The 12,913-nt window shown below is 66.9% G+C and carries 14 protein-coding genes; 12 read left to right on the top strand and 2 right to left on the bottom strand.

Going from position 1 to position 12,913, the window contains the following annotated elements; all coding sequences use genetic code 11:
• Positions 1-11 precede the first annotated feature (11 nt).
• The 5 genes from rutB to rutF are packed head-to-tail and all read left to right on the top strand — an operon-like array spanning position 12 to position 3,195.
• Positions 12-803, top strand: a complete 792-nt coding sequence (rutB, locus tag ACQY8B_RS27200; RefSeq protein WP_422084754.1) for a pyrimidine utilization protein B — start codon at positions 12-14, stop codon at positions 801-803.
• Between the two features lie 22 nt (positions 804-825).
• On the top strand, positions 826-1,218 hold the full coding sequence (rutC, locus tag ACQY8B_RS27195) for a pyrimidine utilization protein C (RefSeq protein WP_285413130.1): 393 nt from the start codon (positions 826-828) through the stop codon (positions 1,216-1,218).
• Between the two features lie 8 nt (positions 1,219-1,226).
• The gene (rutD, locus tag ACQY8B_RS27190) at positions 1,227-2,033 is read left to right on the top strand and encodes a pyrimidine utilization protein D (RefSeq protein ID WP_422084753.1); all 807 of its coding nucleotides are present in this window, start codon (positions 1,227-1,229) and stop codon (positions 2,031-2,033) included.
• Positions 2,030-2,629 (top strand): malonic semialdehyde reductase, encoded by a 600-nt coding sequence (locus ACQY8B_RS27185; protein ID WP_422084752.1) that lies wholly within the window; start codon positions 2,030-2,032, stop codon positions 2,627-2,629. The genes rutD and ACQY8B_RS27185 overlap by 4 nt, the downstream gene beginning before the upstream one ends.
• 14 nt (positions 2,630-2,643) lie before the next feature.
• The gene (rutF, locus tag ACQY8B_RS27180; RefSeq protein ID WP_422084751.1) at positions 2,644-3,195 is read left to right on the top strand and encodes an NADH-dependent FMN reductase RutF; all 552 of its coding nucleotides are present in this window, start codon (positions 2,644-2,646) and stop codon (positions 3,193-3,195) included.
• Positions 3,196-3,311: 116 nt separating this feature from the next.
• On the opposite strand, the gene rutR is transcribed toward rutF, so the two are convergent.
• Positions 3,312-4,019, bottom strand: coding sequence for an HTH-type transcriptional regulator RutR (rutR, locus tag ACQY8B_RS27175; protein WP_422084750.1), 708 nt, complete (start codon positions 4,017-4,019; stop codon positions 3,312-3,314).
• 226 nt (positions 4,020-4,245) lie between these two features.
• Between rutR and ACQY8B_RS27170 the strand changes: the two genes are divergently transcribed.
• Positions 4,246-5,247 (top strand): isopenicillin N synthase family dioxygenase, encoded by a 1,002-nt coding sequence (locus ACQY8B_RS27170; RefSeq protein WP_422084749.1) that lies wholly within the window; start codon positions 4,246-4,248, stop codon positions 5,245-5,247.
• 411 nt (positions 5,248-5,658) lie between these two features.
• On the opposite strand, the gene ACQY8B_RS27165 is transcribed toward ACQY8B_RS27170, so the two are convergent.
• Positions 5,659-6,765, bottom strand: a complete 1,107-nt coding sequence (locus ACQY8B_RS27165; protein ID WP_422084748.1) for an IS110 family transposase — start codon at positions 6,763-6,765, stop codon at positions 5,659-5,661.
• A 302-nt stretch (positions 6,766-7,067) separates the two neighbouring features.
• Here ACQY8B_RS27165 and ACQY8B_RS27160 point away from each other — a divergent pair, with 302 nt between their 5' ends.
• The 6 genes from ACQY8B_RS27160 (at position 7,068) to ACQY8B_RS27135 (ending at position 12,911) form a co-directional block, all read left to right on the top strand.
• On the top strand, positions 7,068-7,454 hold the full coding sequence (locus tag ACQY8B_RS27160; RefSeq protein WP_422084746.1) for a VOC family protein: 387 nt from the start codon (positions 7,068-7,070) through the stop codon (positions 7,452-7,454).
• Positions 7,455-7,556: 102 nt separating this feature from the next.
• Positions 7,557-8,624, top strand: a complete 1,068-nt coding sequence (locus ACQY8B_RS27155; protein WP_422084745.1) for a BMP family ABC transporter substrate-binding protein — start codon at positions 7,557-7,559, stop codon at positions 8,622-8,624.
• 19 nt (positions 8,625-8,643) lie between these two features.
• On the top strand, positions 8,644-10,170 hold the full coding sequence (locus ACQY8B_RS27150; protein WP_422084744.1) for an ABC transporter ATP-binding protein: 1,527 nt from the start codon (positions 8,644-8,646) through the stop codon (positions 10,168-10,170).
• A complete protein-coding gene (locus ACQY8B_RS27145) occupies positions 10,163-11,311 on the top strand; it encodes an ABC transporter permease (RefSeq protein ID WP_422084743.1) in 1,149 nt (382 codons plus the stop codon). The genes ACQY8B_RS27150 and ACQY8B_RS27145 overlap by 8 nt, the downstream gene beginning before the upstream one ends.
• Positions 11,308-12,240, top strand: coding sequence for an ABC transporter permease (locus ACQY8B_RS27140; RefSeq protein WP_422084742.1), 933 nt, complete (start codon positions 11,308-11,310; stop codon positions 12,238-12,240). Before ACQY8B_RS27145 ends, ACQY8B_RS27140 begins: the two co-directional genes overlap by 4 nt.
• A complete protein-coding gene (locus tag ACQY8B_RS27135) occupies positions 12,237-12,911 on the top strand; it encodes a cysteine hydrolase family protein (RefSeq protein WP_422084741.1) in 675 nt (224 codons plus the stop codon). Before ACQY8B_RS27140 ends, ACQY8B_RS27135 begins: the two co-directional genes overlap by 4 nt.
• Positions 12,912-12,913: the final 2 nt, after the last annotated feature.

The following is a 12,913-nucleotide window of genomic DNA, read 5'->3' as shown; positions in this document are numbered from 1 at the left end:
GGAGCACCAACGTGACCGCACCCGCACGCAACACCACCCTCACCTCGACCACGCCCGTCGGCGCACCCCGCCTGCCCGGCACACCCGCACCGCTGGTGCTGCCGGCACGCCCCGAGCCGCTTGCGATGCACGCCAGCGATTCGGCGCTCATCGTCGTCGACATGCAGAACGCCTATGCGTCGATCGGCGGTTATGTCGACTCGGCCGGCTTCGACATCTCCGGCGCGCAGGGCACCATCGCCAACATCGTGCGCGCCATTGCCGCGGCGCGCGCGGCCGGCATGCTGGTCGTGTTCCTGCAGAACGGCTGGGACGCCGCATACGTGGAAGCCGGCGGCCCCGGCTCGCCCAACTGGCACAAGTCGAACGCGCTCAAGACCATGCGCGCCAGGCCCGAGCTGCAGGGCAAGTTCCTCGCCAAGGGCGGCTGGGACTACGAACTCATCGACCAGATGAAGCCTCTGCCCGGCGACATCGTCGTGCCCAAGACGCGCTACAGCGGCTTCTTCAACAGCACGCTCGACAGCACCTTGCGCGCACGCGGCATCCGGCACCTGGCCTTCACCGGCATCGCGACCAACGTGTGCGTGGAGTCGACGCTGCGAGACGCTTTCCACCTCGAGTACTTCGCCGTGATGCTGGAAGACGCCACGCACGAACTCGGCGGCCCGGCGATCCAGAAGGCATCGGTCTACAACGTCGAGACCTTCTTCGGGTGGGTCTCCAGCGTGGACCAGTTCTGCGCCACCTTCGCGCCGCAAGCCGTTTCCCAACCCGCAGCGGCCGAAGCGGCCATCGCCTGATTCACCTTCAAGGAGTTCCCCAATGCCCAAGCAAGCCATCATCCCTCCCGGCACCGGCGTGCCGCTCGCCCCCTATGTTCCCGGCACGCTCGCCGACGGCGTGCTCTACGTGTCGGGCACGCTGCCCTTCGACAAGGACAACAACGTGGTGCACGTCGGCGACGCGAGCGCGCAGGCAAGGCATGTGCTCACCATCATCAAGGGCGTGGTCGAGGCCGCTGGCGGCACCATGGACGACGTGACCTTCAACCAGATCATGCTCAAGGACTGGGCCGACTACGCAAAGATCAACGCGGTGTACGCCGAGTTCTTTCCCGGCACCAAGCCCGCGCGGTACTGCATCCAGTGCGGCCTGGTGAAGCCCGATGCGCTGATCGAGATCGCCTCGATCGCGCACATCGGCAACAAGGCCTGAGGCGCCGCATGCGTTCGCTGCACTACGAGGTGCACGGGCCGTCCGACGCACCCGCCACCGTGCTGCTGTCGTCGGGCCTCGGTGGCTCGGCCGGTTTCTGGCAACCGCAGCTCGGCGCGCTGATCGCAGCCGGGCACCGGGTCATTGCCTACGACCAGCGCGGCACGGGCCGCAGCCCCGGCACGTTGCCCGCTGCCTATGCCATCGAGGACATGGCGCAGGACGTGCTGGAGATCCTCGACGCCACGAACACTTCGCGGTGCCACTTCGCGGGCCATGCGCTCGGCGGCCTCGTGGGCTTGCAGCTCGCGCTGGATGCACCCTCGCGCATTGCGAGCCTCGTTCTCATCAACGCATGGTCGAAGCCCAACCCGCATTCGGCGCGCTGCTTCGATGCACGGCTCGCGCTGCTCGGCGCATGCGGCCCGCGCGCCTACGTGGAAGCACAGCCGATCTTTCTCTACCCCGCAGCCTGGGCCGCCGAACACGCACAGCGCGTGGCCGACGAAGTCGATCACGCCTTCGCCCATTTTCCCGGGGAGGCCAACATGCGCGCGCGCATCGCCGCCTTGCGCGCCTTCGACATCGATGCACGCCTGGGCGACATCGCCGCTCCCGCATTGGTGGCCGCGGCCAAGGACGACGCACTCGTGCCCTGGACCTGCTCCCAGCGCCTGGCCGATGGCCTGGGCGACGTCACGCTCGACTTCATGCCGCATGGCGGCCACGCCCATAGCGTGACCGAGGCCCCAGCCTTCAACCGCAGCCTGCTCGACTTTCTTTCGCGGGTCACCGCACCTGCAGTTCCAGCATGACCACACTTGCATCCACACTCGACGACGCAGCGCTGTCGCTGCTGTTCACCGCCGCACGCAGCCACAACGGCTGGACCGACGAGCCCGTTACCGACGCGCAACTGCAGCAGATCTATTCGCTCGCGAGCCTGGGCCCGACCTCTGCCAACTGCTCCCCCGCGCGCTTCGTGTTCGTGCGAACGCCCGAAGGCAAGCAGCGCCTCGCGCCCGCACTGTCGAAGGGCAACCTTGACAAGACCATGAGCGCACCCGTCACCGTCATCGCCGCGTGGGACCGCAAGTTCTACGACAAGCTGCCCACGCTGTTCCCGCATGCCGACGCGCGCAGCTGGTTCACGGGCAGCCCCGAGGCCGCGCACGAAACGGCCTTCCGCAACGCGAGCCTGCAGGCCGGCTACCTCCTGCTGGCCGCGCGCGCGGTGGGCCTGGACGCCGGCCCGATGTCGGGCTTCGACAAGGCGAAAGTCGATGCGGCTTTTTTCGAGGGCACCGACTGGACCGTCAATTTCCTCATCAACCTCGGCCACGGCGATGCGTCGAAGGTGTTCGGCCGCCTGCCGCGGCTGCCCTTCGACGAAGCCTGCGTGCTGGCCTGAAGGAGTCACTCTCCATGTTGAATGCCATGGCCTCCCACGCCTCTTCGTCATCGAACCCCGCCAGCCTGCCTCCGGGCTTGCAGAAGGCCGACTACCGCAACGCGATGGCGCGGCTGGGCGCGGCGGTGAACATCATCACCACCGACGGCCCGGCAGGCCGCGCCGGCTTCACCGCATCGGCTGTGTGCAGCGTGACCGACGAGCCGCCGACACTGCTGGTGTGCCTGAACCGGTCCGCTTCCGTGTACCCGGCGTTCAAGGCCAACGGCGTGCTGTGCGTGAACGTGCTGGCCGCCGGCCACCAGTCGCTGTCTGCGTTGTTCGGCGGCAGGACGCCGATGGACGAACGCTTCGCCGCCGGCCGCTGGAGCCGCAAGACCACCGGCTCGCCGATGCTCGACGATGCAGCCGTGTCCTTCGACTGCCGCGTGGTGCACGCGACGAGTGCAGGCACGCACGACGTGCTGTTCTGCGAGGCGGTGGCGATTGCGATCGGTGGTGCGCCGCAGGGCTTGATCTACTTCGACCGGCGCTATCACGAAATCGCGGCGCCGCCGCAGCACTGAATTGCTCCTTCCCCCTTTGGGGGAACGCTGGGATGGGGGCAGGCAGAGCGCTCGATGGACAAGCTGCTTGCCCCCACCCCAACCCTCCCCCAGAGGGGGAGGGAGCAAGGCAAGACTCAGCGCGGCGCAATGCCCTGCAGCACTATGCGCTGAACGTTCTCCACCGTCTCTTCGAAGAACGCCGCATCTTCCAGCGTGTGCCCCGTCAGCGCCTGCACCTGCACGCCGAAATCCGCATAGTGCTGCGTCACCGCCCACAGCGCGAAGATCAGGTGATGCGGATCGACCGGCGCCAGCTTGCCGGCCTCGACCCAGGCGCGGATCACTTCCGACTTCTTCTCCACCAGCTTGCGCAGCTCGCGGTCCAGTTCGTCGCGCAGCAGCGGCGCGCCCTGGATCATTTCAAGGCAGAACAGCCGCGACGCATCGGGCCGGTCGCGCGACACCACCAGCTTGCGGCGGATGTACCCGCCAATCGCCTCCGCCGGGTCCTGCTCTGCGCTGAAGCCGCGCAGCGGTTCGAGCCACAGGGCGAGCAGGTCGCGCAGCACGTTGACGTACAGCTCCTCCTTGTTCGCGAAGTAATAGAGCAGGTTGCTCTTCGACACATCGGCGCGTGCCGCCACCTGGTCGATCGACGTGCCATGCAGGCCGAAGCGCGAGAACAGCCCCAGCGCCGCGCCGAGGATCGCGCTGCGCTTGTCCTCTATCTGGCGCAGCCGCCGGTTCACGGCCGACGCACTGCGCACGGCCGGCTTGGCACGCTTGCGCGCCGGTTTGTCGGTACTGCTGCTGGCTGCGGCCAGCGCCTTGGTCTTAGGCATCTTCCCTCGCTCTTCTCTTCACGTTCATCGATTTTCAAACGGCGCACCACTGTAAGGCCACTGTGCATCGCATTGCGTCGCAACCGGCGCCACAGGCCGCTGTTGCGCACCATGCTGACGCGGCGAATGCGATTTGTCCATTTGGTCCAACTGGCACAGACGTTGCATGGCGAAAGGCATGCCAACGCATGCACGAACGCATGACTGACTGAATGAGGAAGCCGCCATGACCCTGCTGTCCGTTCCCATCATCGATCTCGCGCCTTACTTCAACGGCACCGCCGAAGGCAAGTCAGCGGTTGCGAGAAAAGTCGACGAAGCCTGCCGAAGCATCGGCTTTCTCGTCATCACCAACCACGGCATCTCGCCCGGGCTGATAGAGCGCGTGTCGTCGCTCTCGCGCAAGTTCTTCGACATGCCGCTGGCCGAGAAGCGCAAGGTCGACCGGCCGCGCGAAGACGCGGTGCGCGGCTACAGCGCGGTCGGCGAAGAGGGGCTGTCGTACAGCCTCGAAGAGGCGGCACCCGGCGACCTGAAGGAGTCGTTCTCCATCGGCCCGTCGAACGTGCCCGACGACGACTACCACCGTGGCCCCGCCGCCGGCCCGCACTTCGAGCCCAACAGCTGGCCGCCCATCGACGGTTTCCGTGAAGCCTACGAAAGCTACTTCGAGGCCATGAGCGATCTCTCGCGCTCGCTGATGCGCATCTTCGCGCTCGGCCTTTCGCTGCCGGAGACTTTCTTCGACGACAAGATCGACGAGCACATCAGCATGTTCCGCGTGCTGAGCTATCCGCCGCAGCGCGAGCAGCCGCTGCCGGGGCAGTTGCGCGCGGGCGCGCACAGCGACTACGGCAGCCTCACCATCGTGCTGCCCGACGACAAGGGCTTGCAGGTGTTCAACAAGGCAGGCCAGTGGGTCGACGTGCCGCAAGTCGAGGGCGGGCTGGTCGTCAACATCGCCGACCTGATGATGCAGTGGACCAACGACCAGTGGGTGTCCACGCTGCACCGCGTGATCAACCCGCCGTTCGAAGTGGCGAGCACCAACCGCCGCCAGTCGCTGGTGTTTTTCCATCAGCCGAACTACGACGCGATGGTCGAGTGCCTGCCGAGCTGTCTCGCACCGGGCGAGGTCGCCAAGTACGCGCCTATTTCCTCGGGCGATCACCTGACCTCGAAGTTCGTCAAGCAGACGACCTTTGGCGGTACCAAGGCGGTGGCCTGAGATGACTTACCGCTGTTCTTCGGGGCGCGCTCACGCCGACGGGGTACCTTGCTCCGCGAATGTCCCCCGCCCTTCGGGCTCCTCCTTTATTTCTACAGGGACTTCCCGCCACGTCAACAACTGTTCATGGGTTTTTCTGTTCCTGACAATCGGTCTTCGTCGTCGTTCAAAGCAAGCGCACGGTGAGAGAAGAGGTCACCACGAATGGACAGACTGCACATCTACAGACGGGCTTGTGTCGGCTTATGGCCGAGGCCCCAGATACGAGCCGCTCAGCAGGACTCCATTCGCCGCACGTGGTCAAGTGCCACACGAAATAAAACGAGTTCCCCTGCTGCCGGTCTGACCTGTGGAGCATCTTCGATGCGTACGTCCTGGTTGAACAACTGGAAAGAGCGAATGAGTAAATGGCTACATCGCGGGCACCGCCACGGCTTTGTCTGGTGCTTGTCGCGCAGTGGGCAACTGTGGCACATGGTGCGCATCGAACGCGGTTCCGCGCGTGAGCATGGCCCACAGGATGCGCGCGTTCTTGTTGGCCAGTGCGACGGCGGCCTTCTGCCAGCCCGAGCGCGCCGTGAGCGCCAGCAACCATCGGCTGATCGGGTCGCTGCGTTTGGCCGCGCTGAACACGGCCGACTTGGCGCCCTGGATCAGCAAGGTTCGCAAGTACTCGTCACCGCGTTTGGTGATGCGTCCCAGATTGGCCTTGCCGCCGCTGGAATGCTGACTGGGCGTCAGCCCCAACCAGGCGCCGAACTGGTGCGCGTTGTCGAACTGCTTGAAGTCACCCACGCTGGCCACCAACGCACTGGCAGTGATCGGCCCGATGCCGATCAACGTTGCTGCTTTCCGGGCGTTGTCGTCCTTTTGCACGTGCGCGGCGATGCGCTCGTCACACCACTGCAGTTCTTTGTCCAGCGCGATCCAGTGCTCATGTGCGCGCTGCAGAGCCAGGCGCACGATGCCGGGCAGCTCGTTGCTCGCATCCTCCAGGACTTGGGGCAGAACTGCACGCAGCTTCTCGGGGCTCTGCGCAAATACCAAGCCGAACTCGGTGAGCAAGCCACGGATCTGGTTGATGCAGGCGGTGCGCTCCTTCTTGTAGCCTTCACGCAACCGGTGCACCACCAGGTGAGCCTGCTGCTCGGCGCTCTTGACCGCAACGAAGCGCATGTGCGGTCGGCTGGCGGCCTCGCAGATCGCGGCAGCGTCGTTGGCGTCGTTCTTGCCGCTCTTGCCGGCCATGCGGTATGGCGTGACCAGATGGCACGCGATGAGCCGGGCATCCAGCCCCAGCAGTCTCAGCCTGCGGGCCGTGTGATGCGCACCGCCGCACGCCTCCATTGCCACCATGCAGCCCGCAAGCAAGCTGGCGCACCACGCGAAGAAGCGATCTGGCGACATCGCTTTGGCCAGTACTCGCGTGCCCGCTCGATCCACCGCATGCACCTGGTAAACACGCTTGGACAGATCAACCCCTACCCGGGCGATCGAGGCTTGTGTAATCTCCGTCATGACTTCCCCTTTCCGTATAGGTTGACTTCCACAACGTCAATCTTGGTGCCTGGACACCGTCTCAGGATTGGGGAAGTCCCTTCGCATTCGCTGCGCAAGGCACCCCGCCGTCGTGAGCGTTACGCAGAGCAGTTGGTGATCAGCCGAGCACCAGCAGCGTGCCCTGTGCGCAGGGCGTCGGGTGCTCCCCGCAGCGAAATAAAGGAGGAGGCCGCAGGCCGGGGGACATTCGCGGAGGGGAGTACCCGATGGCCTGTGCACGCGCCCCGAACAAGAACCCCAGCAACCGTGCAATAAGCAACATGGCCCACCTCTCCTACGTCAACGTCTTCGCCAAAGACGTGGTCGCGCTAAGCGACTTCTACCAGCGCGTGTTCGGCTTCCAAGAGATAGAAGCCATCCGCTCCCCCATCTTCCGCGGCCTCGACACCGGCAAATCGAGCCTCGGCTTCAACGCGCTCGACGCCTATGAGCTGCTGCACCTGAGCGAGTTCTCCGACACGCGCGGCGTCAAGTTCCTGCTGAACATCGACGTCGACAGCCAGGCCGACGTCGACCGCATGGTGCCCGTCGCGCTGGAGGCCGGCGCCACGCTGGTGAAGGCGCCTTACGTCACTTACTACAACTGGTACCAGTCGGTGCTGCTCGACCCCGAAGGCAACGTGTTCCGCATCAACTTCATGATGTAGCCGCACGCAGCCTTCTTCCTCCCCTTCTCTCTTCCCATGCTCCTCACGAAAGGTTGCTTCATGCTGCGCACTTTCTCCCACGGCCCCGTCCTCGGGCTTGCCATGACCCTCGCAGCCGGCGGCGCGCTCTTCACCACGCTGCCCGCCGCTGCGGCCGACGGCTTCACGCTCAAGGACAAGCCGAAGATCGCGATGCTCTACTTCGGCCCCAAGAACGACGGCGGCTGGACGCAGGCCTTCGACGAAGCCCGCGTGAAGATCGAAAAGGAAATCGGCCAGAAGATCCAGTTCGTCGAGAACGTTCCCGAAGACGCATCGGCCATCAAGCCCGCCGCGGAGAAGTTCATCCAGCGCGGCGCCAACATCGTGATCGGCACCGCCTTCGGATACTCCGACAGCTTCAAGGACCTGGCCGCCAAGTACCCCAACGTAGCGTTCCTCAACGGCTCGGGCACCACCAACGGCAGCAACCTCGAATCGTTCTACGGCCGCACCTACGAGAGCCAGTACCTCTGCGGCATGGCCGCCGGCGCGGCTTCGAAGACCGGCAAGCTCGGCTTCGTCGCGGCCAACCCCTTCGGCGTGGTGAACTGGACCATCAACGCCTTTGCGCTGGGCGCGCAGAAGATGAACCCGAACGCCACCGTCAACGTGATCTACACCGGCGCCTGGAACGACCCGGTGAAAGAACGCGCCGCCGCCGCCGCGCTGATCGACCAGGGCGCCGACGTGATCGGCCAGCACGTCGACAGCCCCACGCCGCAGATCGTGGCGCAGGAGCGCGGCGTGTACGGCACCGGCCACCACCGCGACCTGCGCCAGTTCGCGCCCAAGGCCACGCTGTGCTCGTCGGTGTGGGTGTGGGACCGCTTCCTCACGCCGGAGCTCAAGAAGATCATGGCCGGCAACTGGAAGCCCGAACCCTACGGTGCCTTCATCGAGATGAAGGACGGCGGCACCGACATCGCCGGCTTCGGCCCGGCAGTGCCCAAGGACAAGGCCGCTCTCATCACCGCCGAGCGCGATGCGATCATGAAGGGCAAGCAGATCTACGCCGGCCCGCTCGCCGACCGCGACGGCAAGGAGCGTGTCGCCAAGGGCGCAGTGCTGTCCGATGCCGACCTCTGGAAGATGGACTGGTTCGTCAAGGGCGTGGTCACGCAGAAGTAGGCCCAGCAGGAAGACCGCCATGCCCAATGCGCTGGAACTCACCGGCATCCGCAAGTCTTTCGACGGCTTCGCGGCGCTGACCGACGCCCACTTCACCGCGCGCTGGGGCGAGGTGCATGCGCTGCTGGGCGAGAACGGCGCGGGCAAGTCGTCGCTAATGAACATCGCGGCCGGGCTCTATGCGCCCGAGGCAGGCCAACTGCTGGTGGACGACAACGCGGTGCGCTTCGCGGGTCCGCGCGATGCGGCCAGGCAGCGCATCGGCATGGTCCACCAGCATTTCAAGCTGGTGCGGCCGTTCACCGTGGCGCAGAACATCCTGCTCACCGCGCCGCCGCCTGTCGGCTTCCAGAGCCACGGCGAAAGGCTGCGCGAGATAGAGCGCGACATCCGCAACAAGGCCTCGGAGCTGGGCTTCGACATCGATCCGTCGAAGCGTGTCGATGCGCTGTCGATTGCCGAGCAGCAGCGCGTGGAGATCCTCAAGGTACTGCTCGCGGGCGCGCGCATCCTGATCCTCGACGAGCCCACCGCCGTGCTGACCGACCAGGAAGCCGCGCGCCTGCTGCAGACGGTCCAGGGGCTGGCGCGCAAGGGTGCCGCGGTGGTGCTGGTCACGCACAAGATGGCCGACGTGAAGACCTATGCCGACCGCGTGACTGTGATGCGCGGCGGACGCACCGTGGCCACGCTGAAGCCGGCCGAGGCCACGACCGCCGAGCTGGTGAAGCTCACGGTGGGCGAGTCGATCGCCGCCCAGGGATTCCAGGCGCCGGCTGCATCGCGCGGCCCGGTGCGGCTGACGGTACGCGGGCTGCGCACGCCTGCTTCGCCCGAAGGCCGGCGGGTGCTCGACGGTGTCGACCTGGAGCTGCATGCCGGTGAGATCTACGGTCTTGCAGGCGTGGGCGGCAACGGGCAAGGCGAACTGGCGGGCGCCATCATGGGCCTGCCGGGCGAAGCCACCGAAGGCGAGATCAGGCTCGAAGGCCACGGCGACCTGAAGACGATGGCCGCATCCGCGCGGCGCGGCATCGGCATTGCCGCGATTCCGGCCGACCGCTACGGCCTGGCACTCGCGGGCGGCCTGTCGGTGGCGGAGAACTACGCCATCGGCCGCGTGCACGCCGGCCGCTACGGCCCCGTGTGGCGGCTGCGACGGGGCCGCATCCAGGCAGACACGCAGGAAGCGGTGCGCGCCTTCGACGTGCAGGGCGTGCGCTCTGTCGCGCAGAAGGCGGCGCTGCTGTCGGGCGGCAATGCGCAGAAGCTGGTGCTGGCGCGCGAGTTCGGCAAGTCGCCGACGCTGGTGCTCGCGCACAGCCCGAGCCGCGGCCTCGACGTGCGCGCCAGCGCCGAGGTACATGCGCGGCTGCGCGCGGCACGCGACGGCGGCGCAGCCGTATTGCTGATCAGCGAAGACCTCGACGAGGTGCTGCAGCTCGCCGACCGCGTGGGCGTGATGACGCGAGGGCGCATCGCCGGCGAGTTCGCGCAGCCCGCCGACCGGCAGGCGATTGGACAGGCGATGGTGGACCATGGTTGAAGCATCCCTCTCCGCAGACATGGCACGCGCACCGAAGACCATCGCGGCAAAACCGCCGCAACCCCAGCCGCTAGCGCGCCGCCGCTATGCGCTCGAGATCCGCCAGCACATGGCATGGCGCTGGCAGGCGCTGATCCTCGCGGCCGCGCTGCTGGTGGGCTTTGCCATCTCCGCCGCCATCCTGGTGGCGGCCGGTGTGCCAGCCGACGAACTGGCCAACGAGTTCGTCACGCAGACCTTCTTCGACGGCCAGAACTTCCGTGCGGTGCTGTTCCAGGCCGCGCCGATGATCCTCGTCGGCCTGGCCGGCGCCATCGCGTTCCGCGCGCGCTTCTGGAACCTCGGGCTCGAGGGCCAGATGATCTGGGGCGCCATCGGCGCCACGGCAGTGTCGATGTGGCAGATCGGCCCCGAGAACCTGCGCCTGCCGCTGATGTTCGTCGCTGCCGTCGGCTGCGGCCTGCTGTGGGTGCTGGGCCCGGCGTGGCTCAAGCTGAAGCTGGGCGTGAACGAGATCATCTCGACGCTGATGCTCAACTACATGGCGGCCAACTTCCTGCTGCACCTGGTCTACGGAAGCTGGAAAGATCCGAAGGACAACTTTCCCTATTCGCCGCAGTTCCGCGCGTTCGAGCGGCTGCCCGAACTCGGCGGCGGCGTGGGCAGCTCGATCCTGCTGGCGGGCGTGGTCGCGCTGCTCGCATGGTGGCTGGTGAGCGTGAGCCGCGCGGGCCTGTACCTGCGCTTCGTCGACGCCAACCCGCGCGTCGCGCATGCCAACGGCGTGCCGGTGCGGCGCACCATCTATGGCGCGGTGCTGCTGTCGGGTGCGATGGCCGGGCTCGCTGGCTTCGCCGTCGCGGCGGGGCAGGAAGGCCGGCTCACGCAGGCCTTCTATCAGGGCTACGGTTTCTCCGGCATCCTCATTGCCTTCCTTGCGCGCAACAACCCGCTGGCGGCCACGGTGGTGGCGCTGCTGGTGGCGGCGCTGTTCGTCACCGGGCGCAGCCTGCAGGTGTTCTACCAGGTGCCGTTCTCGATGGTGCAGCTCATACAGGCCATCATCGTGGTGTGCGTGGCGTCGAGCGATTTCTTCATTCGCCACAGGCTGCGCCGCGTGGGCGCGGAGGCTTTTCGATGAACGGCGGCATCGTGCTGAACTGGCTCGCGAGCACGCCCGACTTCGCGGTGCCCTATGCGCTCGCTGCGCTCGGTCTCATCATCTGCGAGCGCGCGGGCGTGCTCGCGCTCGGCGCCGAGGGGCTGATGCTGGTCGGCGCGCTGGCCGGCATCGGCGCGCAGATCGCCATCGGGCAGCCGGCGGTGTCGCTGGTGCTGGCCATGCTCGCGGCCAGCGTGGTGTCGGTGCTGTTCGCGGTGATGGTGATCTGGCTGCGCGTGAACCAGGTGATTGCCGGACTCGCGCTGGTGTTCTTCTGCCAGGGGCTCACCGCGCTGGTCGGCTCCATGGCCGACTGGACCAACCATGCCACCGAAGGCATCGGTGCGATGGCGCTGTGGCCGCTGTCGATGCTGCCGGGCGTGGGCAAGCTGTTCGAGCAGAACGCGATGGTGTGGCTCACGCTGCCGATCTTCGGCGCGGTGGCGTGGTTCTTCGCGCGCACCTCCACCGGCCTGCGGCTGCGCGCGGTGGGCGAGAACCCGCAGGCCGCCGACGCCGCCGGCATCCGCGTGGCGGCATGGCGCTTCGCGGCGGTGCTCGCGGGCTCGGCGCTGGTGGGGCTGGCGGGTGCGTACATCTCGGTGGTCAGCACCAAGCTGTGGATCGCGGACATGACCGGCGGGCGCGGCTGGATCGCCGTGGGCCTGGTCATCTTCGCGCGCTGGTCGCCCTGGAAGGCGCTGGTGGGCGCGCTGCTGTTCGGCTGCATCGAGGCGCTGATTCCCCAACTGGCCGCCGCCGGCGTGCAGCTGCCGCAGTATTTCGTGATGATGACGCCCTATGCGGTGACGCTGGGCGTGATGGTGTGGGTCGCGCTCTCCCGGCGCGGCGCCGATGAAGAGCCCGGCGCGCTGGGCCAACCCTATGTGCGGGAAGAACGCCGATGAAGGCCTGGGTCTACAACGAGGAGCGCGAGCTGGACGCGGCGCAGTTCGCCGACTACCTGAACCCGGCCACCACGGCCGTGGTCTCCATCGACATGCACCGGGGCCATCTCGACGACGACCCCGACTGCCCCTGCCCCGCGCCGCGCGCACGCGACGTCGTGGCGCCCATCGACAGCTTCCATGACGAAGTGCGCGCGCTGGGCGTGCGCATCGTGCACATCAGGTCGGTGCTGCGGCCCGGCGGCGAGGACGACACGCGCGGCATTCCGGCCGCATGGCGGCGCACCTTTCCGCTGCACGTGGGCGAGATTCCGAATGCCGACGCGCATGCCATCGAGGGCTCGAAGTGGACCGAGTGGGTCACGCGCGTGAAGCCCGGCGACATGCGCGTGGACACCAAGCGCCGGCTCTCGGCGTTCTATCCGACCGACCTCGACTTTCTGCTGCGCAACCAGCGCATCGAGACGGTGGTGCTCGACGGCGGCTTCACCGACTGCTGCGTGCTCAACACCGCCTTCGACGCCAACAACCACAACTACCGCGTGATCGTGCTGCGCGACCTGGTGCGAGGCACCGACGCGCATCTGGAAAGCGCGGCGCTGGCGATGGTGTCGCTGCACCTGGGGCTGGTGATGGATTCGGCCGAGCTGCTGCGCAAGTGGCGCGAATAACC

It is taken from the genome of Variovorax sp. (assembly GCF_965279555.1).
Classification (GTDB): Bacteria; Pseudomonadota; Gammaproteobacteria; order Burkholderiales; family Burkholderiaceae_C; genus Variovorax.
The sequence above is the reverse complement of the archived record's forward strand: the minus strand, read 5'-3'. Positions and strand labels throughout refer to the sequence as shown.